Raw genomic sequence first — 23796 nt, 5'->3', positions numbered from 1 at the left:
CCGCCCAGGAAGCGCCGGGTCGCCGAAGGAGGCCCCATGCCCGGACTGCGCTACGTCTACGCCGTCTGCCGCCCGCTCGGAGCGCCGCTGCAGGTCCAGCTGACCGGCATCGGCGGCGCCCCGCCGGCGCTGCTGCACCACCACGGGCTGGTCGTGGTCGTCAGCACGGTCCCGGAGGGCGACTTCGGCGAGGAGGCCCTGCGGGCCCGCCAGGGCGACCACGACTGGCTGGCCGCGACCACCCGCGCCCACCAGGGCGTGGTCGACGCGCTCACCACCGTCACCACCCCGCTGCCGCTCAGGCCCGTCACCGTCTTCCGGGACGACAGCGGGGTCCGGACGATGGTCGAGGCCCGCGAGGACGACTTCCGGCGCGTCCTCGACCGGCTGGAGGGCCGGGTGGAGTGGCGCGTCCAGGCCTACGTCGACCGCGGCGACAGCGGGCCCGCCGTGCCCGCCCGGGACCTGCACGAACGGCTCTCCCGGCACGCCGAGGACTCCCGGCTGCTGCCGCCGCGGCACGCCCCGCCCGCCGCGGCACCGGGCCGGCCGGTGCTCGACGCGGCCTATCTCGTGCGCCGGGCGGACTCCGAGGAGTTCGTGGAACTGGTGCGGCGTACGAAGGCCGAGGTGCCCGGACTGAGGGTGCACCTCACCGGGCCCTGGGCCGCCTACTCGTTCTCCGGGGAGTTCAGCGGGGACGAGACGTGACCGCCGCTTCCTGGCGTTCCTTGCGGCACAGGATCTCCCCGTGCAGGACGGTGAACCAGCCGTCCTCCCGCCGGCCCCACTCCCGCCACGCCTCGGACACCGCCCGCAGGTGCTCCGGCGAGGCGTGACCGCCCTGCGTGGCTCGGTCGGCGTAGGCCGAGGCGAGGGTGCGGTCCGCCCACAGCCCGCTCCACCAGGCCCGCTCCTCGGGCGTGGCGAACGTCCAGGTGCCGGAGGTGGCCGTGATGTCCCTCAGGCCCGCGGCCAGCGCCCAGGCCTTCAGCCGGCGCCCCGCGTCGGGCTCGCCGCCGTTGGCCCGGGCGACCCGCCTGTACAGGTCCAGCCAGTCCTCCAGGCCCGGCACCGCCGGATACCAGGTCATCGCCTCGTAGTCCGCGTCGCGTACGGCGATGAAGCCGCCCGGCTTCGTCACCCGGTGCATCTCGCGCAGCGCCTGCACCGGGTCGCCGACGTGCTGGAGCACCTGGTGGGCGTGGACCACGCAGAAGGTGTCGTCGGGGTAGTCCAGGGCGTGCACGTCGGCGACCGCGAAGTCCACGTTGGCCAGGCCGCGTTCGGCCGCGGCCTTGCGGGCCTGCTCCAGGATTCCCGGGGCGTGGTCGACGCCGGTGACATGGCCGTCGGGGACCAGTTCCGCCAGGTCGGCGGTGATGGTGCCCGGGCCGCAGCCGATGTCCAGGATCTTCATGTGCGGCTTCAGCGAACCGAGCAGATAGGCCGCGGAGTTGGCGGCGGTCCGCCAGGTGTGCGACCGCAGTACCGACTCGTGGTGGCCGTGCGTGTAGACGGCGGTCTCCTGCGTTTTCGGCATGGCTGAACTCCCCTGTTCGACGTCCTGTCGCTACACCTCACCGTATGCCTGCATGTCGCATGGTGAGACCTGTGTTTTGCCATGTGGACTGATGGGGTGTCAGAAGCCGTCCAGTGGGCGGTACACCGTGAGCGCCTCGGGGAGCTTCTCCAGCGTCACTTCGCCCGCGACCTCGGTGACTTCGCCGTCATGGGCGAGAAGCGTGCCGGGCGCGACACCCGCGACGTGCAGACGGCTCACCCGGACCGCCGCATGCGCGGGGGAGCGGGTCAGCGGGCCGGCCAGCGCCGCCGCCAGCAGACGCAGTGCGGGGCGGCGGCCGCCGTGCACCACCCGCACGTCGAGCTGCCCGTCGGCCAGGTCGACGCGGCGGCCGGGGGCCAGGCCCATCCGGTGGTAGGTGCCGTTGCCGGCGAACAGCAGCCACAACGGGCGTGCCCGGCCGCGGAACTCGGCCTCCATCGGATGCCCGTGCGCGCGCAGCACGCGCAGCGCCGCGAGCACCCCGGCCGGCCAGCCGCCGATCCGGCGCGACCAGTCCTCCCGCTCCCGCACCAGCTCCGGGTACACGCCCAGGCTGCAGGTGTTGAGGAAGATGCCCCGCGTGTCGCCGCAGGTGAACCGGCCGACGCCCACGCGCACCGCCTCGCCCCGCCGGACCGCCCGCGCGAGGTCGCGGACGTCCTCCACGCCGAGGTCGTAGGCGAAGTGGTTCATGGTGCCGCCGGGCAGCACCGCGAGGGGCAGGCCGTGGCGCAGGGCGACCTCGGCGGCCGCGTTCACCGTCCCGTCCCCGCCGCACACGCCGAGCACCCGCGCACGGGCCGCCGCCTTCTCCAACTCGGTCGGCACATCGTCAGGTTCGCACTCGACGACCTCGGCGAGCGGCAGGCCGGCGCGCAGGGTGCGCACCCGGTCCGCGGTGCCGGAGCCGGAGTTGGCCACGACGACCAGCCCCGCCCCGTCGGGCAGCGCCGGGACCTCGGCGCGGGGCCGGGCCGGCGGCACGGCCTGGGCGCGGGTCGGCACCAGGCTCCGTACCGCGAACGCGGCACCCGCGCCCAGCACCGCGCCCGCGAGCACGTCGCTCGGGAAGTGGACGCCGGTGTAGACACGGGAGAGCGCGACGGACCAGGCGACGGGAGCCACCGCCGCGCCCCACGCCGGCGACTCCAGGGCGACGCCGGTCGCGAACGCGGCCGCCGACGCGGAGTGACCGGACGGGAACGACGTGGTGATCGGCTGCCGCTTCAGGTGCCGGACCGGCGGGACCGGATCCAGGACGGGCCGTGGACGGCGTACCGAGCGCTTGCCGAGCGTGTTGATGGCCAGCGAGGCCAGGCTCAGCGAGGCCAGCCCGCGGGCGGCCGCCCGGCGGGCCCGCGGCGTACGGCTCGCCGCCATCGCGGCGGCCGTCGCGAACCACAGGAGACCGTGGTTCGCGCTCCGGCTCAGCCGTGGCAGCACGGGCTCGGCGAACGGCCAGTGCTGCTCGGCCGCGAACTCGAACAGCCGGCTGTCGAGAGCGAGCAGCCGGTTGCGCAGGGGATGGGGGCCGGGCTTCGCGACGGTGAGATCGACGTCTGGGCTCATAGGCTGCCGGGTACCCTGAACCGGACGTTTTCCCGACCGGCGGGCGATGATCGACACCCGGAGGGCCCCTGCCATGCGTCTGCTCCTCGTCCGCCACGGCGAGACCCCGTCCAACCTGGACCATCTGCTGGACACCGCCGTACCCGGCCCGGGCCTGACCCCGCTCGGCGAGGCGCAGGCCGCCGCCCTGCCCACGGCGCTCGCGGCCGAGGACATCGAGGCCCTCTACGCCTCCACCCTGATCCGCACCCAGCTCACGGCCGCCCCGCTGGCCGCCGCCCGCGGCCTGGAGGTGACCGTCCGCGACGGCATCCGCGAGATCTCCGCCGGCGACCTGGAGATGGTGCCCGGCGACTCCCCGGAGGGCCGGCGTTACATGCGCACGGTGTTCGCGTGGGCGGCCGGGGACACCGCGCTCAGGATCCCCGGCGGGGAGAACGGCGAGGAGGTCCTGGCCCGGTACGACGCCGTGATCGCCGAGGCCGCCGGGAGCGGCGCCGGCACCGTCGCGATGATCAGCCACGGCGCCGCCATCCGCATGTGGACCGCCGCCCGCGCCGACAACGTCGACGTGGCCTTCGCCGCCGCCCGCCCGCTGGACAACGCCGGCGTGGTGATCCTGGAGGGCTCCCCGTCCGACGGCTTCAAGGCGCTGTCCTGGGCCGACGCCACGGTCGTACCGGCGGGCGAGGGCGGGCCGACCGGGGCGCCGCTGGACACGGCGGGACGCATGGGCGGGGGACCGTCGGAGCCCGCATAAGCGTTTGCCCCAGGTCGGCAGCGCCCCACAGAATGCCTCCTCATGGGACATCTGGAAGCCGCGCACCTCGAGTACCACCTCCCCGACGGGAGGACGCTGCTCGGCGATGTCTCCTTCCGGGTCGGCGAAGGGGCGTCCGTCGCCCTGGTCGGCCCGAACGGCGCCGGCAAGACGACCCTCCTGCGCCTGATCTCCGGCGAGCTGAAGCCGCACGGCGGCACGGTCACCGTCAGTGGCGGCCTCGGTGTGATGCGCCAGTTCGTGGGCTCCGTACGGGACGAGTCGACCGTCCGCGACCTGCTCGTCTCCGTCGCCCCGCCGCGCATCCGCGAGGCCGCCAAGGCCGTGGACCGGGCCGAGCACGCCATCATGACCGTCGACGACGAGGCCGCCCAGCTGGCGTATGCCCAGGCCCTCGCCGACTGGGCCGAGGTGCGCGGCTACGAGGCCGAGACCCTGTGGGACATGTGCACCACCGCCGCACTCGGCATGCCGTACGAGCGGGCCCAGTGGCGGCAGGTGAGCACCCTCTCCGGCGGCGAGCAGAAGCGTCTGGTGCTGGAGGCGCTGCTGCGCGGCACCGACGAGGTCCTGCTGCTGGACGAGCCGGACAACTACCTGGACGTGCCCGGCAAGCGCTGGCTGGAACAGCAGCTTAAGGAGACCCGCAAGACCGTCCTGTTCGTCTCCCACGACCGCGAACTCCTCGCCCGCGCCGCCGAGAAGATCGTCTCCGTGGAGCCCGGCCCGGCCGGCGCCGACGCCTGGGTGCACGGCGGCGGCTTCGCCACCTACCACGAGGCCCGCCGCGAACGCTTCGCCCGCTTCGAGGAGTTGCGCCGCCGCTGGGACGAGAAGCACGCCCAGCTGAAGAAGCTGGTGCTCAACCTCCGCCAGGCGGCCTCCATCAGCCACGAGCTGGCGTCCCGCTACCAGGCCGCGCAGACCCGCCTGCGCAAGTTCGAGGAGGCCGGTCCGCCGCCCGAGCCGCCGCGCGAGCAGGACATCACCATGCGGCTCAAGGGCGGCCGTACCGGCGTAAGGGCCGTCACCTGCGAGCAGCTGGAACTGACCGGCCTGATGAACCCCTTCGACCTGGAGGTCTTCTACGGCGAACGGGTCGCCGTGCTCGGCTCCAACGGCTCGGGCAAGTCGCACTTCCTCCGGCTGCTCGCCGGCGAGGACGTGGCGCACACCGGGCGGTGGAAGCTCGGCGCGCGGGTCGTCCCCGGCCACTTCGCCCAGACCCACGCCCACCCCGAGCTGCAGGGCCGCACCCTGCTCGACATCCTGTGGAAGGAACACTCGCAGGACCGGGGCGCGGCCATGTCCCGGCTGCGCCGCTACGAGCTGACCGGCCAGGCCGAACAGCCCTTCGACCGGCTCTCGGGCGGCCAGCAGGCCCGCTTCCAGATCCTGCTGCTGGAACTCCAGGGAGTCACCGCGCTGCTGCTGGACGAGCCGACCGACAACCTCGACCTGGAGTCCGCCGAGGCCCTCCAGGAGGGGCTGGAGGCCTTCGACGGCACGGTCCTCGCGGTCACCCACGACCGCTGGTTCGCCCGCTCCTTCGACCGCTTCCTGGTCTTCGGCAGCGACGGCCGGGTCCGCGAGACCCCCGAGCCGGTCTGGGACGAACGCCGGGTGGAACGGGCCCGGTAGCCCCGTGGCTCCGCCGGAGGGCCCGGGGAGCCGGATGTTCGTACAGTGGACTCAGGAAACGAGCTCCACGGCTCCCTCCCGGAAACGCTCGGGGGCAGTGCGTGCCCGGGCGGGTACCCGAACCGGATGAACGAACACGACGAGCGGGGCACCACCATGACCGGAGTCGACCCCAGCCGACTGGACGACCAGCAGCTCATGAAAGAGCTGGAGACGATCCACCGCACGCGCCACGACACCCTCCTGTACGGCTCGAACGACGCGCTACGGGCCCACAACGAGCGCATGGCGCAGCTCGAGGGCGAGTACCTGCGCCGCAACCCGCGCCGCCTCGTCAGCGCGGGCCGCACCCGCGAGGGCGCCCGTGAGCGCGGCTGCGGCGAGGCGGCGACTCCGGGCACGTCCGGCAGCTGAGGCGGCCGCACGCGGCACGGGTCAGGCCGCCACGCCGGAGAGGACCCGCAGGAACGCGTCGCAGAACGCCTTCAGGTCGCGCGGCCTGCGGCTGGTCACGAGCGTGTTCGGACCGTTGTCGCAGATCGTCACCTCCTCGTCCACCCAGGTGCCGCCCGCGTTGCGGATGTCCGTCCGCAGGCTCGGCCAGGAGGTCAGTGTCCGGCCGCGTACGACATCCGCCTCGACCAGCGTCCACGGGGCGTGGCAGATCGCGGCGACGGGCCGGCCCCGGTCGAAGAACTCCCGCACGAAGGCCACGGCTCCCTCGTCCATGCGCAGGAAGTCGGGATTGGCCAGGCCACCCGGCAGGACCAGCGCGTCGAAGGCGTCGGCCGAGGTCCGGCCGACCACCTCGTCCACGGGAAACGCGTCCGCCCTGTCCAGGTGGTGGAAGGCCCGGACCTCGCCGGCCCGCGTCGACACGAGGACCGGCTCATGGCCGTGGGACCGCACGGCCTTCCACGGCTGGGCCAGTTCGATCTGCTCGACGCCCTCGGGCGCCGCCAGAAACGCGATGCGCATGTGCATGACTCCTCACCTGTTCCTCACCTGCTCCTCCCGGTGCGCGCAGCGCTCTGGTCCCGGCTCGTCAGCCGCTCGCCAGCGCCTCGGCCAGCTGCTGCACATTGGCGTACCGATGCGAGCGCGGCAGGCCGGCCACCGCGTCGATCAGCGCGCCCGGTGCGTTGCCCCGGCGCAGGGCCCGGGCCAGTTCGTGCGCGTCGGCGGGGAAGGCGTGCCGGTTCAGGTTCCGGGCCAGCGCCAGCCGTACCCGTTCCAGCGACGCCGGTGATCCGAGGCCGCCCACCGGCCCGCTCCAGACCTCCGGGTCGTCGTCGGCGGTCGGTTCCGGATCGTGCCATTCCTCGGTGCGTGTCGGGTGCCCTGACCTGAGCAGCTCCTGCAGCTCGTGTTTCATCTCGTCGTCCCGGTGGACGCTCAGTCGGTCACTGCCTCGCTGCATGACTTCCTCCAGAGGGTCGAGGGTCAGCACCTCCCGAGTCACCTGCACGGGGGGCGGAAAACCTGTGCGGAGCGGTTCGACGGCCGTCGCCCTCAGGTCACCCGTTAGGCCGTTCGCGTCCCGCGAATGGGGCCCGGCCGCGCGCGCGGCGGCGTTCGCCGGGCTGTGATGGCAGCGAGGGCACGACAGCCGTGTCCCGCAGGGCACGAGAGCCGTGTCCCGTGGCCGTACCGCCGAGGGAGCCCGCCCCATGCGCCGCACCGCCCGTGCTCTGTCCGTCGCCGTCCTGGCCGGGGCCGCGCTCGTCATAGCGGGGCCCGCCGCGTCCGCGGACCCCACGCCCGGGGCGAGCTCCGGCACCGTCCAGCCGGGTGGCACGCCCAGTGTGTCCGTGCCGTGCGATGCCCTCGCCGGGCTGGTACCGGACACCACGGACGCCGCGCCTCCGGCCTCTGCGGACGGCAGCGCGCAGTGCGACGAGGGCCAGGGGCAGGGGCAGGGGCGGGGACTGGGGCAGGGCGAGACGCCGGGGCTGGTGCCGGGGGAGCGGGAGGAGCCGGGGGTGGGGCAGTGGCAGGAGCCCGGGGCGACGCAGGGGGAGCGGCAGGATTCGGGTGCAGGGCAGGAGACGGGGCAGGGGCAGTGGCAGGAGCCCGGGGCGGCGCAGGGGACGACGGGGTCGGGTCAAGGGCAGGGGCAGGGGCGAGAGGAGGGCCAAGGGCAGGGGCAGGGACAGCGGCCGGATCAGGGGCGGGAGTGCCAGGGGGGCACGCGCACCTGTTCCGACGGGTCCGCCCAGTGCCGCGAGCCCGGGCAGTGTCACGGGGACGACAGCGACGGACAGAAGTGCGCGGCGGCACGGTCGTGCACCGATGACCACCAGTGCGAGGACTCCCACGGCGACTTTCACGGCGACTCCCACGGTGCGGCCGACGACGGTGACTGCGGCCAGGCGACGGGAGGGCACGGGGTCGAGGCAGGGGCGGGCGGATCTTTCAGCGACTCGGTTCCGGCGCTGGTCGCGGGCGGTGTGCTGATCGCCACCGCCTGCGCAGGAGCCGGCTACCGGCTGTGCGGCCGCAGGAGGTCCATGGACGGCTGACGCGGGCCCCGGGGCCGGGGCCCGTGACGGGGACCAAATCCGGTCACCGGCCATGGCGGGCCGTCCGCCGGGTACACATCCCGAGGGCACGACAGCAGGCACCACACGCACCAGCCGGCCACACAGCCGGCACCACAGAAGAAGCACAGCAGCAGACACAGGAACAGCCGACGAGGAGGGCGAGGAGAGCACGGCCCGGACGGGAACACCACACGGCACCACGGACTGCGCGGAGGCGGACATGCGGCGGACGGACCCGGAGGGCCACGGCCCGGTCCGCTACGGGCCTCCGCTGCCCGGCGACGGCCTGCCCGTCCTCCCGGAACTCTCCGCCGTCCTGGCCGCCGCTGCGGGCCGCGCCGAGGCGCAGCCGGTCGGCGGCGCCCCCGCGCTGCTGGAGGCGGCCTGCGGCTACTGGACCCGGCGCGGACTGCCCTGCGTCCCCGACCGGGTGGCCGCCGGCCCCGGCGCCCCCCAGTTGCTGCTGGCCCTGACCGCCGCGGTCGCCGGTGACACCGGTGACGTGCTCGTGCCCCGGCCGTGCGCCGCCTGGTGGGCGCCCTACGCCCGCCTGCTCGGGAGGCCCGTCTTCTCCGTGCCGACCCCGGCCGAGAGCGGCGGGGTCCCCGACCCGTACGCCCTGCTGGAGACCGTCCGCAGGGTCCGTACCGAGGGCGGGGACCCCCGGCTGCTGGTGCTGTCCGTCGCCGACGACCCCACCGCCACCGTCGCCCCGCCCGAACTGCTGCACGAGACCGTCGAGGCGGCGGCCGCCGAGGGCCTGCACCTGGTCAGCGACGAGACCTGGCGCGACACCGTGCACGACCCGCACCAGACGGTCCTGCTCAGCCCCGCCGAGATGGTGCCCGACGGGGTCACCGTCGTCACCGACCTGGCCGGTGCCCTGCTGCCGACCGGCTGGCCCGCGGCCGTCGCCCGCTTCCCCGCAGGAGAGGCGGGGGAGCACCTCCACGCGCGCGTGCTCGACATCCTCACCGCGCTCGGTGCCCGGATCGCCGTACCGGTCGCCGCGGCCGCCGGGTACGCCCTCGACGAACCCGCGCCCGTCACCGAGCGCCGCGAAGCCGCCGTACGCCTCCACGCGCGCGTGGCGGCCGCCGTGCACGGCGAGGTCGTCGCGGCCGGCGGGCTCGCCCGGCCGCCGCAGGCCGGCCGCCATCTGTACGCCGACCTCGGCCCGTTGCGCGAGGCGCTCGCCGAGCAGGGCGTCGGCGACGCCCAGGAACTGGAGGACTTCCTCACCGCCCGGCTCGGCATGCCCGCGCCCGGCGGCCACCGCTTCGGCGACGACCTCGGGGCGCTGCGCGTACGGCTCGCCACGGGGCCCCTGCTGGGCGGCACGGACGAGGAGCGCACGGAATGTCTCATGTCACCCTCACCGTTGGAACTGCCACACGTGCAACGCGCGTTGATGTCCTTGAGGTCGGCCTTCGACGATCTCCGCGACGACGCTCAGCGACGGGAGCCTCCTCGATGACGCAGCAGACGCATGAGCCCGAGTCCGCCACCCCGACCGCGACGACGCCCACGCCCGCGACCACGAATTCGACCGGCGCCGAGGCCGGCGCCCCCGTGACCCCGACCCCCCTCGCGCCGCCGTTCCCTCCACTGGCCGAGCCCCGCCCGCTGGGCGAACACCGGGTGTGGCCGCGGACCTTCCACGACCGGCTCACCGCGCCCCTGCCCGGCCTCAAGGCCCTCGCCCGCTTCGCCCGCGAGGGCGCCGTACGCCCCGGTCCCGTGGGCCTCGCCGACATCCCCCGGCTCCCTTACGCCCCCGCCCCGTTGCCCCGCACGGACACCCGTACGCTCGCCGTCACCTGGGCGGGACACGCGAGTTGGATCGTCCGGATCGGCGGGCTGACCGTCCTCACCGACCCCGTGTGGTCCCGCCGCATCCTCGGCACCCCGGCCCGCATCACCCCCGTCGGCGTCCCCTGGGAGGACCTGCCGCACGTGGACGCGGTCGTCATCAGCCACAACCACTACGACCACCTGGACGCCCCCACGCTGCGCCGACTCCCGCGCACCACACCGGTGTTCGTGCCCGCCGGCCTCGGCCGCTGGTTCCAGCGGCGCCGGTTCACCCACGTCACCGAGCTGGACTGGTGGGAGGGCGCCGAACTGTCCGGCGTCCGCTTCGACTTCGTGCCCGCCCACCACTGGTCCAAGCGCACCCTCACCGACACCTGCCACAGCCTCTGGGGCGGCTGGGTCCTCACCGACCGCGACGGACAACGCCTCTACTTCGCCGGGGACACCGGCTACGGCCACTGGTTCTCCCGCATCGGCCGCCGCTACCCCGGAATCGACCTGGCCCTCATGCCCATCGGCGCCTACGACCCCCGCTGGTGGCTCAGCGACGTCCACTGCGACCCGGAGGAGGCAGTCCAGGCCACCCAGGACGTGGGCGCCCGAAGAATGGCCCCGATGCACTGGGGCACGTTCATCCTCTCCGCCGAGCCGGTCCTGGAACCGCTGACCAGGGTGCAGACGGCCTGGGAGAAGGCGGGGCTGGACCGGGAGGACCTGTGGGACATGCCGGTAGGCGGCTCAAGGGTGCTGGACTGAACTCCCTATACCAGCGGCGCTACCGCGAGACCCGCCGCACCACACTCGGAACCACACTGATCACCACCGTCAACCCCACCGCAGCCACCACCCCCTCCCAAGGCTCCGGAAACAAGGAACCCCCCAGAATCCCGATCACCTGATACGTCAACGCCCAAGCCAGACAAGCCGGCAAGTTCCCCCGACTGAACCGCCGCAAGGGCCACTCGGCCACCAGACAAGCCAACATCACCGGCAACCGCCCAGCCGGCACCAGCCGGGACAGCACCAGCACAGCCACCCCATGCTCGGCCAACTTCTCCCGGGACTGAGCAAGCCGCTCCTCCGGAGCACGGGCCCGAATCGCCTCCAGCCACCGCGACCCGTTCCGCGACCGCATCCCCCGCTGCCCCAGCCAGTACAGCGTCGCATCCCCCAGAAAGGCCGCCAGCGAAGCCGTGACGAACACCAGCAGCAAAGAGAACGGCGCCGTCTGATGAAACGCCACCACCGCGGCCGAACTCACCAGCGCCCCTGTAGGCACCACCGGCACCAACGCCCCGATGAGCACCAGCAGAAACAGAGACGGATACCCGATCGCCTGCTGCGTCGACTCCGGCGGCACCGTGGACGTCGAAGCAGCGGCCAGCGCCACCGCGGCGGACCATCTCACCGCGCGACCTCCAGCCGCACACTCTCCCCGTGCCCGAGCTTGTGCACGGCCACCTGCGGCGCCGTCGCGGCCGCCAGGCGTACGAACTCGTCGCCCGGCGCGTGGAATTCGTGCGGGCGCACCGCGTCCATGCCGATCGGCCAGTACGTTCCGTAGTGCACCGGCACCGCGACCCGCGGCGCCAGCCGGGCCAGCGCCCGTGCCGCCCGCCCCGCGTCCAGGTGCCCCTCGCCGAGGTACGGCCCCCAGCCGCCCACCGGCAGCAGGGCCACGTCCACCGGCCCGACCTGCTCGGCCATGCCGTCGAACAGCCCCGTGTCCCCGGCGAAGTAGGTCCGCGCCTCGCCCTCGACGACGTATCCGAGCGCGGGGGAGCGGTGCGGGCCGACCGGCAGCCGGCGCCCGTCGTGCCGCGCGGGCACCGCCCGGACCACCAGGTCCCCGACCCGGACCGCGTCCCCGGGGCCCACCTCGGTGATCTCCAGATGCCGCAGCCGGCGCAGCCCGGGGACCGCCCGTCGTGCGCCCCGGGGCACGAGCAGGCGCGTGCCCGGGGCGAGGGTGGCCAGCGAGGGCACGTGCAGATGGTCGGCGTGCAGATGGGAGACGAGCGCCACGTCCGCGCGGTGGGCCTCGGCGGGGGGCACCGCGCCCCGGCGACGGCGCAGATGCGCGAGCCTGTTCGCGAACAGGGGATCGGTGAGCACCCGTATGTTCGAATCCAGGAGCGTGCAGGTGGCGTGACCCCACCAGGTGATCTCCACCGGCACCTTCTTCGCCTCCTCGCGCGACTCCCCCGAAGCCTACGGGCAGGAGTAGGGTCGGCGGCGAAACCCGGAGGTGAGGGGGACGCCATGGGACAACTGCGGGGTGCCTCCGGCGGGCTCGCGCAGGTGCGGGTCACCGCCATCGCGAGCCTGACGCCTCTGGAGGAGCTGGAGGCCGACCCGTTCCTGGTCGACTCCCGCAGCCAGCACGCCATGTGCGCCCGGTGGGCGGCGGAGCGCGGCTACGTGGTCGTGCGGGAACTTCTCGTCGGCGGGCTGCGTTTCGACCATTGCGCACTGTGGGACGGCGTCCGGCCCGGTGTGGACGTGTTCGTCGCACCCAGCCGGCGCGTGCTGGAGCGTGCCCTGTCCTCGGTGGAGGAGTTCACCGCCGAGTGCGCGCGGCGCGGGGTGCGGGTGGAGACGGTGGGGCGGGCCGAGCCGTCGTACGACGCGCAGATGAAGGCGCGGGTGCACCGCAGGCTGTCCATGCCGACGGCGGGCTACGACGGGCGGTGAGGGCCTGACGCACCGTCCGGCCGGGCTCCGTCCCGTGTGACAAGGTGGAGTGAGGCCCGGCGACCGAGCGGGCCGGGACGCGAGGTGCAGGGGGCGTGCGGGGCGTGCGGTGGCGGCGGATCGCCAGTCAGGTCGGGCGGAGCGTCACGGTGTGGGCGGTCTCCACGCTCACGATGCTCGTGCTCGCAGGGCTCCTGCCCGACTTCAGGCTCCAGTCCGCCGACGGCGACAGCGCCACGCAGATAGCCGTCACCGCCGCGTGCGGGGCCGGGGCCTTCGGTGTGCTCTCGGCCGTGGTGTGGCCGCTCCTGGTACGGCTGCTGCTGCTCGTGCCCGCGTTCGTCCTCGGCCTGCTGGTCTTCTTCCTCAACGGCTCCCTGCTGCTGGTCGCCCTGCGCATCAACCCCTCCGGGCGGGGCGAGGTCGCCCCGGAGACCGCCGTCGTCGTGGCCGCCGTGATGTCCGCCGTCGCCTCGGCCACCGGCGCCGCCCTCGCCGTACGCGACGACGACGCCTACCGCCGCCGGCTGCTGCGGCTGGCCGACCGCCGCCGCAGAGCCGGTCCGCCGTGCGCGGCCACGCCCGGCCTGGTCTGCGTCCAGCTCGACGGCGTCGGTCACGACGTGCTGACCGATGCCGTCCGCAAGGGTCTGATGCCGACCGTCGGCCGCTGGCTGGCGACAGGTGACGGTACGCAGGAGGCCGTTGATGGTACGCGGGAGACGGTCGACGGTACGCAGGAGTCTGTCGACGGTATACAGCCGACCCACCGGCTCGTCCCCTGGCGCACCGACTGGTCCAGCCAGACCGGCGCCAGTCAGCTCGGCATCCTGCACGGCAGCACCTTCGACGTGCCGGCCTTCCGCTGGTACGAGAAGGACCGGGGCGAGGTGATGGTGTGCAACCGGCCGACGAGCGCCGCCGAACTGCAGCACCGCGCCCTGCTGCGTACAGGCGACGGTGGACTGCTCACCGTCGACGGAGCCAGCCGAGGCAACCTGTTCGGCGGCGGCGCGGGTGAACAGGCCCTCGTGCTGTCCATCGCCACCCGCCGCCGCGGCCGGGACAACCGCTCCCGCGCCGGCTACTTCGCCTACTTCTCCGACCCCGCCAACGCGGTGCGCACCGCCCTGTCCTTCGTCGCCGAGGTCGCCCGCGAGATCGTCCAGTCCACCCGGGCCCGCATCCGCAGACAGCGGCCCCGCGTGAGCCGCGGCGGCCTTTACCCCTTCGTGCGCGCCTTCGCCACCGTCGTCGAACGGGACGTCGTGGTCGCCGCCGTGATGGGCGACCTGCTCGCCGGCCGCACCTCGGTCTACGCCGACCTCGTCGCCTACGACGAGGTCGCCCACCACTCCGGACCGCGCAGCCGGGACGCCGAGAAGGTCCTGCAGCGCCTGGACCGGTCCCTCGCGCTCATCGAGAAGGCCGCCGAACACGCCCCGCGCCCCTACCGGATCGTCGTCCTGTCCGACCACGGCCAGAGCCCCGGCGAGACCTTCCGCGCCCGCTACGGCCTCACCCTCACCGACCTCGTCCGCGCCGGCTGCGGGCTGCCCGTGCCCCGCCGGGCCGAGCGGACGCACAGCGGCGCCGAGGCCCGCACCGCCGTCCGCGCGGCCCTGGGCCGCCCCGTGGAGGAGAAGGGCGAGCGGCACCGGCCCGCCCGCGGCTCGGAACCCATCGTGCTGGCCTCCGGCAACCTCGGCCTGGTCTCCTTCCCGGACGTGCCGCACCGCATGACCAAGGAGGAGATCGAGGCCCGCCACCCCGCCCTGCTCACCACCCTCGCCAACCACCCCGGCATCGGCTTCCTGCTGGTGCGCAGCGAGGAACACGACGGCGTGGTGCTCGGCCCGTACGGCACCGAGATCCCGCTGGCCGACCTGGACCACCAGCCCGGCCCGCTGGCCCGGTTCGGCCCCGGCGCCGCCGACGCCGTGCGCCGCACCCACTCCTTCCCGCACGCCGCCGACATCATGGTCAACTCCTTCCACGACCCCGCCGACGGCGAAGTCCTCGCCTTCGAGGAGCAGATCGGCTCCCACGGCGGCCTCGGCGGCGCCCAGTCCCACCCCTTCCTGCTCTCCCCGCTCACCCTGTCCGCGCCGGACGGGGAACTGACCGGCGCCGAGGACGTGCACCACGTACTGCGCCGGTGGCTGAGCGAGCTGAACGGACCCCAGGTGCCGATCACCGAGGCGGCGGAGGAGGAGCGGGCCGCCTGAGCGTGGCAGCTCTCAGCGCCGGACGTGCAGAAAAATGACGTGACGGCCGCAACCATCAATTGAGAACCTCGACGGCGAGCAACCACGTCCGCGAGAGCGGCGCCGATTTAGGCGCAAAGAAGGGAGTCTTGGTTTTGCAGGCTGCCGTCACGGTCACCCCTGCCCGTCTCCCCGAGCTGCTGCTCGGCCTCGCCACCGTCCGGCCCGTCTTCGTCTGGGGCGCCCCCGGCATCGGAAAGTCCTCCCTGGTACGGGAGTTCGCCGCCTCGCTCGGACTGATGGGGGTCCCCCCACGCCCTTAAGGCAGTGGGGGAGCGTGAGCCTGCTCGGTACCCAGCTCGCCCCCGAGGACCTGATCGGTGTGCCGCAGATCCGCGACGGGCGCTCCGTGTTCTGCCCGCCGGAGACCATCGCCCGAGACGAGCCGTACTGCCTGTTCCTGGACGAGCTGAACGCGGCCACCCCGGACGTGCAGAAGGCCTTCTACTCGCTCATCCTCGACTGCCGCATCGGCAGCTACGAGCTGCCCGAGGGATCCATCGTCATCGGCGCCGGCAACCGCGCCACCGACAACGCCCTCGCCCGGCCCATCGCCTCCGCCCTGGTCAACCGGCTCGCCCACGTCCATCTCGAGGCCTCCCCGAAGGACTGGCTCGCCTGGGCCGCGGGCCACGGCATCCACCCGTGGATCCTGGACCACCTCACCGACCGGCCCGACCACCTGTGGTCCAAGCCGCCGAAGACCGAGGAGCCCTTCTCCACGCCCCGCTCCTGGCACATGCTCTCCGACGAGCCCACCCTGAGCGTCCTCGCGCACGGCACCCTCACCCCCACGCACGCCACCGCCTTCTGCGGCTACGTCAAGATCGTCCGCAGCCGGTTCGGCATCGAGGCGATCCTCAAGGGCGACGCCCGCTGGCCGCACCGCCTGGAGGACCGCGACCTGCTGTACTACCTCGCCGAGTCCTTCCGCGGCCGCCTGGTCAAGGAGCTGCCGGTCAGCAAGGAGCACATGTCGGCGAACGGCCGGCAGACCGCCTACCGCGCCAAGTCCCTGCTGGTGCAGCTCGCCGAGATCTCCGTCGAGGTCGCCCAGAGCGTCATCGCCTCCGACGCCGACGGCAACCCCGTCCTGCCCGGCTGGTTCCTCATCGAGGCCGCCCGGGACATGCCCCGGCTGGTCGAGGCCCGGCGATGAGCAGCCGCAGCGCGAAGACCAAAAAGAAGCCGGATCCGGCCGCCGAGGACTGCGCCAAGGGCGTCCAGCTGGTGTGGGCCAACCCTGCGCTCGCCGCGATCGAGGCCGACATGTGCCGCCGCGAGGACTGCCCCGCCTCGCCCCGCCAGGGCCTCGTCCGCATCGACTCCGGCGGCCGCGTCCACCTGCACCCCACCCGCCGGGCGGAGCCCGACGAGTGGGCCTGGGCCATCGCCCACGGCCTGATCCACCTCGGCTTCGGTCACGTCCCCGCCGCCAAGGGCGAACGCGTCCAGCCGGACCGCTACGACCTCGCCGCGCGCTGCGCCGTCGTCAACCGCTTCCTGCTCACCTTCCCCGTCGGCCGCACCCCCGACGACCTGCCCGCCTCCTACCCCGACGGCGACGAGGAGCAGATCGCCGCCCGCTGGCGCCGCGACGAGCACATCCCGGCCCGGTACGAGCGCTGCGGCACGGCCGGCACCGAACCCGACCAGCTCCTCGTGCCCTGGACCGGATACCTCGCGAAGCCCCGCGACTGGCAGCTCGCCTTCGCCCACGGCCTCACCCGCACCATGGCCACCGCCATGGACCTGGCCGGCGGCCGCCGCGACTCCATGACCGGCGGCCCCACCCGGCTGCGCCCCTGGGAGCGGGCCCTGAGCTGGTTCGTCTCCTCCTACCCACTGCTCGGCGGCATCGCGGCCGGCATCACCCTGGTCGCCGACGCCGAACTCGCCCGCGCCCACGGCATCGCCGTCGCCGCCGTCAACGCCGAGGCCGGCGAGATCTACGTCAACCCGCTGCGCACCTTCGAGGACGAGGAGTGGCGGTTCATCCTCGCCCACGAGATGCTGCACGCCGCCCTGCGCCACGGCGACCGCTGCGGCACCCGCGACCCCTACCTGTTCAACGTCGCCTGCGACTACGTCATCAACGGCTGGCTCGCCGAGATGCAGGTCGGCACCATGCCCGACGGGCTGCTGCACGACCCGCAGCTGGCTGGTCTGTCCGCCGAGGAGGTCTACGACCGCATCGCCGGCGACCTGCGCCGCATGCGCCGACTCGCCACCCTGCGCGGCAAGGGCCTCGGCGACGTCCTCGGCGCCCCGCTCGGCCCGCCCGGCGCCCCCGTCGACCTGGACGAGTTCTACCGCCGCGGCCTGGTCCGGGGCCTCGACCTGCACCAGGGGCAGGAACGAGGCTTCCTGCCCGGCGGGCTGGTCGAGGAGATCCGCGCGCTCAGCCACCCGCCGCTGCCCTGGGACGCCCGACTGGCCCGCTGGTTCGACGAGTTCGTGCCGAGCCCGCAGTCGGTCCGGTCCTACGCCCGTCCCTCGCGCCGCCAGTCCGCCACCCCCGACATCCCCCGCGCGGGCCGCTACTTCCCGCCCGAGGAGATCGCCCGCTGCACCTTCGGTGTCGTCCTCGACACCTCCGGCTCCATGGACCGCACCCTGCTCGGCAAGGCCCTCGGCGCCATCGCCTCCTACGCCGAGGCCCGCGACGTACCGGCCGCCCGCGTGGTGTTCTGCGACGCCGCCCCGCACGACGCGGGCTATGTACCGGTCACCGAGATCGCCGGCCGGGTACGGGTGCACGGGCGCGGCGGTACGGTCCTGCAGCCCGGCATCGACCTGCTGCACCGCGCCGACGACTTCCCGCCGGGCGCGCCGGTGCTGGTGATCACCGACGGCTGGTGCGACGTGCTGCGGGTGCGGCGCGAGCACGCCTATCTGATCCCGCGGGGTGGTCGCCTTCCGTTCACCCCGCGTGGCCCGGTCTTCAGGGTGCAGTGAGCCCGGATGTGATCGGATGGGGAACGCAGGAACCCGCACACGGGACCCACACGCGAAAGGAACCACCGTGGCCACCACGCGCACCGCACACACCGTCTGGGAAGGCGACCTGCTCCACGGCAAGGGCGACATCACCTTCGACTCCTCCGGCATCGCGGGTCAGCCGGTCACGTGGGCCTCGCGCTCCCAGGAGGCGAACGGCAAGACCAGCCCGGAGGAGCTGATCGCGGCTGCCCACTCCAGCTGCTTCTCCATGGCGCTCTCGCACGCCCTGGCCGGCGCCGGCACCCCGCCCACCCGCCTGGAGACCAACGCCGACGTCACCTTCCAGCCCGGCGAGGGCATCACCGGCATCCACCTCACCGTCCGCGGCGAGGTGCCGGGCCTGGACGCGGAGGGCTTCGCCTCGGCGGCCGAGGACGCCAAGAAGAACTGCCCGGTCAGCCAGGCCCTGACCGGTACGACCATCACCCTGACGGCCGAGCTGGCCTGACCGCCGTACGACCTCCACGATGCCGCGCTCCCCCGCAGGGGCGCGGCATCGCCGTTTCCGGGTATTCGTCCATTGACAGCGCCGTACGCGCGCTTTGTGCTGGAAGGGTGCGAGGCGCCCTGGCGGAAGGGGACGGACCATGGCACATGCGGTCGGGATCGATCTCGGGACGACGAACTCGGTGGTGGCCGTCCTGGAGGGCGGCGAGCCCACCGTCGTCACCAACGCGGAGGGCGCGCGGACCACCCCCTCCGTGGTGGCGTTCGCGAAGAACGGCGAGGTGCTGGTCGGCGAGGTCGCCAAACGGCAGGCCGTGACGAACGTGGAGCGCACCGCCCGCTCGGTGAAGCGGCACATGGGCGACGGGAGCTGGCGCTTCCCCGAGCAGGGCACGGTGGACGGCGCCCGGCTGCGCGCCCAGGAGCTGTCGGCACGGGTGCTGCAGAAGCTGAAGCGGGATGCGGAGGCCTACCTCGGCGAGGACGTCACGGACGCGGTGATCACCGTACCGGCGTACTTCGACGACGCCCAGCGGCAGGCCACCAAGGAGGCCGGGGAGATCGCCGGCCTGAAGGTGCTCCGGATCATCAACGAGCCCACGGCCGCCGCCCTCGCCTACGGCCTGGACCGCGGCGAGGAGCAGACCGTGCTCGTCTTCGACCTGGGCGGCGGCACCTTCGACGTGTCCCTGCTGGACATCGGCGACGGCGTCATCGAGGTGAAGGCCACGAACGGCGACACCCACCTCGGCGGCGACGACTGGGACCAGCGGGTCGTCGACCACCTGGTCAAGCGGTTCAAGGGGCAGTACGGCATCGACCTCGGCGGCGACAAGATGGCGGTGCAGCGGCTGCGCGAGGCCGCCGAGAAGGCCAAGATCGAGCTGTCCTCGTCCTCGGAGACCTCGATCAACCTGCCCTACATCACCGCCTCCGCCGAGGGCCCGCTGCACCTGGAGGAGAAGCTGACCCGCGCCCAGTTCCAGGAGCTGACCGCGGACCTGCTGGACCGCTGCAAGACCCCCTTCCACCAGGCGGTCAAGGACGCCAACCTGAAGCTCTCCGCCATCGACCACGTCATCCTCGTCGGCGGCTCGACCCGGATGCCCGCGGTCACCGACCTGGTCAAGGAGCTGACCGGCAAGGACCCGCACAAGGGCGTCAACCCCGACGAGGTGGTGGCGGTCGGCGCCACCCTCCAGGCGGGCGTGCTCCGCGGCGACGTCAAGGACGTCCTCCTCCTGGACGTCACCCCGCTGTCCCTGGGCATCGAGACCAAGGGCGGCATCATGACCAAGCTGATCGAGCGGAACACCACGATCCCGACCCGCCGTTCGGAGATCTTCACCACCGCCACCGACAACCAGCCCTCGGTCGGCATCCAGGTCTACCAGGGCGAACGCGAGATCGCCGCCTACAACAAGAAGCTCGGCGTCTTCGACCTCACCGGCCTGCCGCCCGCCCCGCGCGGCGTCCCGCAGATCGAGGTGGCCTTCGACATCGACGCCAACGGCATCATGCACGTCTCCGCGAAGGACCTCGCGACCGGACGGGAACAGAAGATGACCGTCACCGGCGGCTCCGCCCTCCCCAAGGACGACATCGACCGCATGATGCGGGAGGCCGAGCAGTACGCCGAGGATGACCGGCAGCGCAAGGAGGCCGCGGAGACCCGCAACCAGGCCGAGCAACTCGTCTACCAGACCGAGAAGTTCATCCGCGACAACCAGGACCGCGTGCCCGCCGACACCCGCACCGAGGTCGAGGAGGCGGCCACGGAACTCAAGACCCTGCTGGAGCAGAACGCCGACACGGCCGCCCTGCGCACGGGAGTCGAGAAACTCGCCACGGTCAGCCAGAAGATGGGCCAGGCCATGTACGCCCAGGCCCAGCCCTCGGCCTCCGCCGGTTCGGCCGGTTCCGCCGAGGAACAGAGCACCGGGACCGACGAAGAAGGCGTGGTGGACGCGGAGATCGTCGACGACGAACGGGACACGAAGGGCGGCGCCGCCTAGTCGTCGCGCCCGCGCCCGCTACCGCAAAGCCCGTACAGCAGTGATGCTGGTGTTGCTGGGCGGCAGAGACGTGCGGGACAGTCAGGGAGGGGACGCATGCGCGCGACCGTGCTGGACGTGGTGCGGGACGTCGTGGACCAACGGGCGCCGGACGAACGCCCGTTGGTCGACGATCTGACGGGGATGGACTACGGGCTCGTCGTACGGCGGCTGCGACAGGCGAACGACGGAAGAGGCGGCGACCCCCTCGGCTTCGGCCTTTCCGAGGTCACGGCATTCGTCACGCCTGTCGTGCTGCTGGCGGTCGACGAGGCCTGCCGGGCCGCCGTGGCGGAGGCGACCGGCCGCCTGCTGTCCCGCGCCCTGGGCCGCCTGCGCCCGCCGAGCCGTCGCCCGACCGCCCCGCCCGAGGTCCCGGACCTCGACCGGAACCAACTGGCGGCCGTACGACGCCGGGTGCGCACGGAGGCGGTACGCCGCGGACTCCCCGAGCCGGACGCGGAGGCCCTGGCGGACAGCGTGGTCGCGAGGCTGGCGCTGGCCGGAACGGAGGGCTCCGAACAGGCGGAGGGCTCCGAACAGGCGGAGGGCTCCGAACAGGACGGAGCCTCAGCGACATGAGCGGGGCCACTCAGACCCCGGCGCCTCGCCCGGATCCCGAGTCCGCCCCGCCCACTCCCGCCGGCCCCGACCCCGGCGCACTGCCCGCGGGCACCACCCTGCGCTTCCTCGTGCTGGTCGTCGCCATGGTGGTGGCCATGGTCGAGATGCTGAGCGGCATTCTGCGGCCGTTGCCGTACCAGGACGTGCAGCTGGTGTGCGACTTCGCCGCCGGGTTCGACCCCGGCGGCAAGCTGATCGACGAGTTGGTGCGGGACCCGGCGCAGGCCCAGGCGGTGCGGGCGTGTGCCGAGGGGGCGGAGGAGATCCCGCGCTGGTACGGGCTGGCCGGGACCGGCACCGTGCTGCTGGCGGCGGGTGGGCTGTATCTGCTGCTGCCGCGCTGGAAGCGGAGCCGACGCGGCGTGGAGCCGCTGCACACACGGGATCCGCAGGGCGAGGTGCGTGCCGAGGTCGTACGGCTCGCACAGCGTGCCGGGGTGCGGTCCCTGCCCGACCTCGTGGTCGACCGGCTCGCCCTCGATCCCGGCGCGGTCGTCTACGGCCGGGCCGGCCGCCGCACGCTCTGTCTGAACAGCGGCCTGCTGCACGCCCGCCGCGTGGACTCCGCCCGCTTCGAGGCCGTGGTCCTGCACGAACTGGCCCACCTCCGCCACCGGGACGTGGACATCGCCTACGCGGTGACGGCACTGTGGCGGGTCTTCCTGGCGCTGGTCGTCGTCCCGTACACACTCCTGATCGGCGGAAGCCTGGTCGCGGCGCAGTTCTTCCATGTGTTCCTGGGCGCCGACGAGGTCTTCTGGCCGGCCAGCCGGCCGGCCACGATCAAGGCGATCGCCATCGCCGCGTTCCTGTTCCTGCTGGTCGTCCTGGCCCGCGCCGACACCCTGCGCCACCGTGAGCTGTACGCCGACCGGGGCGCGGTCGCCCTGGGCGCCACCCCGGCCGTCTGGCAGGCGCAGGCCGAAGGGCGTACCCAGGGCCGCTCGGCGACCCGGGCCGTCACCTCGCTGTGGCGCAGCCACCCCTCCTGGGCCGAGCGGTGGCAGTCGCTGCGCAACCCGGCGGGGTTGTTCACGCTGACGGACGTGCCGCTGTTCCTGCTCGGCGTGGTCACGCTCGTCACCGGGAACGCGCTGGCGGCGGTGTGGAACAGGGACGCGGCCGCCTGGATCGTCGGGTCTCTCGCCGCGTGCGTGCTGACGGTCGCGGTCTGGCGGGCGGTCCTGTACGCCGTCCACGCCCAGGCGCCCGGCCCCAGGGGCATACGGGCGGGGCTCGCCCTCGGGCTCGGCCTGGTCTGCGGGGAGCTGCTGTCCGGGCCGACCGTACAGCCCGGCTGGTGGCCCGAGCACGTGGAACCGCTCCTCTTCCCGCTCCTCGGCTCCGTCGTCTTCGTCGCCTGGCTCGCCCAGTGTGTCCGGCTGCACCTGCGGGCCGCACCGAGCGGGCCTGCCGTGCCGCGCCGGGCCGTCCTCGGCGCGACCGTCGCCGGGTCCGTCGTGGCGGCGGCGGGGCTGGACTGGTGGCTGCACGAGGGTCAGCTGTGGATGACGGGGGACATCCTCGCGGCCGGCGGCGTGTCGGAACTGGCCCGGCACTCCTTCCCGGGCCCCTGGGACAGCTTCCCCCCGTACGAGTCCGTGCTGCCCTGGATCGGCTCGGTGCTGATCAGCCTGGCCATCGCGGGCGCGTCCCCGACGATCGCCGCCGCCGCGGTGGCGCTGTGGGCCTATCCGGCGGTGCTGCTGTTACGGCGGCCGAGGGCGGAGGGGCTGCGCTCCACCCTCCTCGCCGGGCTGGCCGGAGGCGTCGCGGGCGTCGCCGCCGTGGCGGCGGTGATGGCGTACGTCCACTCCTGGCGCCCTCCGCTGGAGGAACGGACCCTCGCCTACGGAGCGGTCTACCTGTGGTGGCGGGTGGTCGCCCTGTGGGCCGGGGTGGTGGGCACGGCGGCCGTGGTCGCCGCGACCACCCGCACCCACCGCCTGCCCCGTGCCCTGACGGCGGCGGCCATCGCGCAGGTCGTCGTGCTGGCCGGACAGTTCGCCCTCCAGGCCGCCGACGGCTGCCTCGGCCCGCTGCGGGTCATGGGCAACACCTGCCACGTGCTGCCCGACGCCTCCTGGACGCTGACCGAGCTGCTCGCCCAACCGGTGACACCGGCCTTCTTCGGAGCCGCCCTCGCCGCGACCGCCGCAGCCCAACTGCCCCGCGCGGAACGCGAGTCGGTGTCCTCGGGCGCCGTACGACGCTCCTGGCCGGCTCGGACCGTGGTGGCCGTCGCGGGGGTGGCCGGGATCGTCCTCACGGCCGTCGTCACGAACCCGATGCCGGGTGACGGCAGCACGCCCTCGGCCGTGCCGGCCCGACCCGAACCGGCCGGCACCGCCGAAAAGGTGCGCGACTTCCAGCTCCTGGCCTGGTTCAAGGTGGGTGGCCAGGCCGACATCGTGGCGCTGGCCAGCCGGTACGACGAATTCGCAAAGTGGTTCAAGGGTTTGAACGCCGACAAGGGGTCCTTCGACGGCGACACCCTTCACCCCCTGTGCGACGACCTGGCTCGCGACACGGCCACCGCCCGCCGCCATCTGCGGGTGCCCGACCCCGGCCTGGACCGGAAGTGGTCCACCCTGCTGGACCGCGGCGGGGACGCGGCCGGGGAGTGCAAGGCGGTCCTCGACGGCTCGGGGGACGACGTCGATCGCAACACCAAGATGCTGCAGCAACTCGTCGCAGCCTTCAAACAGGCACAGGTGACTCTGCCGCCCCTGACGGACCGTGTCTCCGCCGCGCTGAAGAGGTGGCCGGAGTGGAAGGCCGCTTGACCGGT

General features: G+C 73.5%; 20 protein-coding genes and 1 pseudogene. 15 read left to right on the top strand and 6 right to left on the bottom strand.

The window, feature by feature from the left end; translation table 11 throughout:
- Positions 1-36 precede the first annotated feature (36 nt).
- Entirely contained in the window at positions 37-711 is a 675-nt protein-coding gene (locus CRP49_RS44905; protein WP_097259070.1) for a GvpL/GvpF family gas vesicle protein, read from the top strand.
- On the opposite strand, the gene CRP49_RS44900 is transcribed toward CRP49_RS44905, so the two are convergent.
- Together CRP49_RS44900 and CRP49_RS44895 are read right to left on the bottom strand one after the other, a co-directional pair.
- Positions 692-1543 (bottom strand): class I SAM-dependent methyltransferase, encoded by an 852-nt coding sequence (locus CRP49_RS44900; protein ID WP_097259069.1) that lies wholly within the window; start codon positions 1541-1543, stop codon positions 692-694. The two genes, CRP49_RS44905 and CRP49_RS44900, sit on opposite strands and share 20 nt — an antisense overlap.
- A gap of 99 nt (positions 1544-1642) precedes the next feature.
- A complete protein-coding gene (locus tag CRP49_RS44895; RefSeq protein WP_097259068.1) occupies positions 1643-3136 on the bottom strand; it encodes a bifunctional phosphatase PAP2/diacylglycerol kinase family protein in 1494 nt (497 codons plus the stop codon).
- A gap of 73 nt (positions 3137-3209) precedes the next feature.
- Here CRP49_RS44895 and CRP49_RS44890 point away from each other — a divergent pair, with 73 nt between their 5' ends.
- From CRP49_RS44890 to CRP49_RS44880, 3 genes are all read left to right on the top strand, one after another.
- A complete protein-coding gene (locus CRP49_RS44890; protein WP_097259067.1) occupies positions 3210-3896 on the top strand; it encodes a histidine phosphatase family protein in 687 nt (228 codons plus the stop codon).
- A gap of 42 nt (positions 3897-3938) precedes the next feature.
- Positions 3939-5558, top strand: a complete 1620-nt coding sequence (locus tag CRP49_RS44885) for an ABC-F family ATP-binding cassette domain-containing protein (protein WP_097259066.1) — start codon at positions 3939-3941, stop codon at positions 5556-5558.
- Between the two features lie 126 nt (positions 5559-5684).
- Positions 5685-5972, top strand: a complete 288-nt coding sequence (locus CRP49_RS44880) for a DUF6158 family protein (protein ID WP_094220859.1) — start codon at positions 5685-5687, stop codon at positions 5970-5972.
- 21 nt (positions 5973-5993) lie between these two features.
- On the opposite strand, the gene CRP49_RS44875 is transcribed toward CRP49_RS44880, so the two are convergent.
- Both CRP49_RS44875 and CRP49_RS44870 read right to left on the bottom strand, forming a co-directional pair.
- The gene (locus tag CRP49_RS44875) at positions 5994-6536 is read right to left on the bottom strand and encodes a type 1 glutamine amidotransferase domain-containing protein (protein WP_097259363.1); all 543 of its coding nucleotides are present in this window, start codon (positions 6534-6536) and stop codon (positions 5994-5996) included.
- A gap of 67 nt (positions 6537-6603) precedes the next feature.
- Positions 6604-6978, bottom strand: coding sequence for a DUF2795 domain-containing protein (locus tag CRP49_RS44870; protein WP_097259362.1), 375 nt, complete (start codon positions 6976-6978; stop codon positions 6604-6606).
- A 250-nt stretch (positions 6979-7228) separates the two neighbouring features.
- Here CRP49_RS44870 and CRP49_RS44865 point away from each other — a divergent pair, with 250 nt between their 5' ends.
- The 3 genes from CRP49_RS44865 (at position 7229) to CRP49_RS44855 (ending at position 10672) form a co-directional block, all read left to right on the top strand.
- Positions 7229-8080, top strand: a complete 852-nt coding sequence (locus CRP49_RS44865) for a hypothetical protein (protein WP_097259065.1) — start codon at positions 7229-7231, stop codon at positions 8078-8080.
- A gap of 241 nt (positions 8081-8321) precedes the next feature.
- The gene (locus CRP49_RS44860) at positions 8322-9578 is read left to right on the top strand and encodes an aminotransferase class I/II-fold pyridoxal phosphate-dependent enzyme (RefSeq protein WP_097259064.1); all 1257 of its coding nucleotides are present in this window, start codon (positions 8322-8324) and stop codon (positions 9576-9578) included.
- Positions 9575-10672, top strand: coding sequence for an MBL fold metallo-hydrolase (locus tag CRP49_RS44855; protein WP_097259063.1), 1098 nt, complete (start codon positions 9575-9577; stop codon positions 10670-10672). Before CRP49_RS44860 ends, CRP49_RS44855 begins: the two co-directional genes overlap by 4 nt.
- 19 nt (positions 10673-10691) lie before the next feature.
- Here CRP49_RS44855 and CRP49_RS44850 read toward each other — a convergent pair whose 3' ends face one another.
- Both CRP49_RS44850 and CRP49_RS44845 read right to left on the bottom strand, forming a co-directional pair.
- Positions 10692-11306 (bottom strand): DedA family protein, encoded by a 615-nt coding sequence (locus tag CRP49_RS44850; RefSeq protein ID WP_097259361.1) that lies wholly within the window; start codon positions 11304-11306, stop codon positions 10692-10694.
- Between the two features lie 14 nt (positions 11307-11320).
- On the bottom strand, positions 11321-12094 hold the full coding sequence (locus CRP49_RS44845; protein WP_097259062.1) for an MBL fold metallo-hydrolase: 774 nt from the start codon (positions 12092-12094) through the stop codon (positions 11321-11323).
- Between the two features lie 84 nt (positions 12095-12178).
- Between CRP49_RS44845 and CRP49_RS44840 the strand changes: the two genes are divergently transcribed.
- From CRP49_RS44840 to CRP49_RS44805, 8 genes and pseudogenes are all read left to right on the top strand, one after another.
- On the top strand, positions 12179-12610 hold the full coding sequence (locus CRP49_RS44840) for a hypothetical protein (RefSeq protein WP_097259061.1): 432 nt from the start codon (positions 12179-12181) through the stop codon (positions 12608-12610).
- Positions 12611-12705: 95 nt separating this feature from the next.
- Positions 12706-14838 (top strand): phage holin family protein, encoded by a 2133-nt coding sequence (locus tag CRP49_RS44835; protein WP_097259060.1) that lies wholly within the window; start codon positions 12706-12708, stop codon positions 14836-14838.
- Positions 14839-14972: 134 nt separating this feature from the next.
- Positions 14973-16036 (top strand): annotated as a pseudogene (locus tag CRP49_RS44830) (ATP-binding protein).
- Positions 16033-17835 carry a hypothetical protein gene (locus CRP49_RS44825; protein WP_097259059.1) on the top strand — a complete coding sequence of 601 codons (1803 nt, stop codon included), beginning with the start codon at positions 16033-16035 and terminating at the stop codon, positions 17833-17835. Before CRP49_RS44830 ends, CRP49_RS44825 begins: the two are co-directional and overlap by 4 nt.
- A gap of 67 nt (positions 17836-17902) precedes the next feature.
- Positions 17903-18328 carry an OsmC family protein gene (locus CRP49_RS44820; RefSeq protein WP_094220867.1) on the top strand — a complete coding sequence of 142 codons (426 nt, stop codon included), beginning with the start codon at positions 17903-17905 and terminating at the stop codon, positions 18326-18328.
- 139 nt (positions 18329-18467) lie between these two features.
- Positions 18468-20342, top strand: coding sequence for a molecular chaperone DnaK (dnaK, locus tag CRP49_RS44815; protein WP_097259058.1), 1875 nt, complete (start codon positions 18468-18470; stop codon positions 20340-20342).
- Between the two features lie 96 nt (positions 20343-20438).
- Positions 20439-20963 (top strand): hypothetical protein, encoded by a 525-nt coding sequence (locus tag CRP49_RS44810; protein WP_257033845.1) that lies wholly within the window; start codon positions 20439-20441, stop codon positions 20961-20963.
- On the top strand, positions 20960-23791 hold the full coding sequence (locus tag CRP49_RS44805) for a M48 family metallopeptidase (protein ID WP_097259057.1): 2832 nt from the start codon (positions 20960-20962) through the stop codon (positions 23789-23791). Before CRP49_RS44810 ends, CRP49_RS44805 begins: the two co-directional genes overlap by 4 nt.
- Positions 23792-23796: the final 5 nt, after the last annotated feature.

It is taken from the genome of Streptomyces sp. Ag109_G2-15 (assembly GCF_900215565.1).
Classification (GTDB): domain Bacteria; phylum Actinomycetota; class Actinomycetes; order Streptomycetales; family Streptomycetaceae; genus Streptomyces; species Streptomyces diastatochromogenes.
This window is presented reverse-complemented; position numbering and strand designations above follow the sequence as displayed.

Excerpts from the sequence above, each read along its gene's own strand:
- CRP49_RS44805 (WP_097259057.1), top strand. The coding sequence starts at position 20,960 with ATGAGCGGGGCCACTCAGACCCCGGCGCCTCGCCCGGATCCCGAGTCC.
- CRP49_RS44865 (WP_097259065.1), top strand. The coding sequence starts at position 7,229 with ATGCGCCGCACCGCCCGTGCTCTGTCCGTCGCCGTCCTGGCCGGGGCC.
- CRP49_RS44870 (WP_097259362.1), bottom strand. The coding sequence starts at position 6,978 with ATGCAGCGAGGCAGTGACCGACTGAGCGTCCACCGGGACGACGAGATG.
- CRP49_RS44905 (WP_097259070.1), top strand. The coding sequence starts at position 37 with ATGCCCGGACTGCGCTACGTCTACGCCGTCTGCCGCCCGCTCGGAGCG.
- dnaK (WP_097259058.1), top strand. The coding sequence starts at position 18,468 with ATGGCACATGCGGTCGGGATCGATCTCGGGACGACGAACTCGGTGGTG.
- CRP49_RS44880 (WP_094220859.1), top strand. The coding sequence starts at position 5,685 with ATGAACGAACACGACGAGCGGGGCACCACCATGACCGGAGTCGACCCC.
- CRP49_RS44890 (WP_097259067.1), top strand. The coding sequence starts at position 3,210 with ATGCGTCTGCTCCTCGTCCGCCACGGCGAGACCCCGTCCAACCTGGAC.
- CRP49_RS44825 (WP_097259059.1), top strand. The coding sequence starts at position 16,033 with ATGAGCAGCCGCAGCGCGAAGACCAAAAAGAAGCCGGATCCGGCCGCC.
- CRP49_RS44855 (WP_097259063.1), top strand. The coding sequence starts at position 9,575 with ATGACGCAGCAGACGCATGAGCCCGAGTCCGCCACCCCGACCGCGACG.
- CRP49_RS44840 (WP_097259061.1), top strand. The coding sequence starts at position 12,179 with ATGGGACAACTGCGGGGTGCCTCCGGCGGGCTCGCGCAGGTGCGGGTC.
- CRP49_RS44860 (WP_097259064.1), top strand. The coding sequence starts at position 8,322 with ATGCGGCGGACGGACCCGGAGGGCCACGGCCCGGTCCGCTACGGGCCT.
- CRP49_RS44810 (WP_257033845.1), top strand. The coding sequence starts at position 20,439 with ATGCGCGCGACCGTGCTGGACGTGGTGCGGGACGTCGTGGACCAACGG.
- CRP49_RS44885 (WP_097259066.1), top strand. The coding sequence starts at position 3,939 with ATGGGACATCTGGAAGCCGCGCACCTCGAGTACCACCTCCCCGACGGG.
- CRP49_RS44875 (WP_097259363.1), bottom strand. The coding sequence starts at position 6,536 with ATGCGCATCGCGTTTCTGGCGGCGCCCGAGGGCGTCGAGCAGATCGAA.
- CRP49_RS44900 (WP_097259069.1), bottom strand. The coding sequence starts at position 1,543 with ATGCCGAAAACGCAGGAGACCGCCGTCTACACGCACGGCCACCACGAG.
- CRP49_RS44895 (WP_097259068.1), bottom strand. The coding sequence starts at position 3,136 with ATGAGCCCAGACGTCGATCTCACCGTCGCGAAGCCCGGCCCCCATCCC.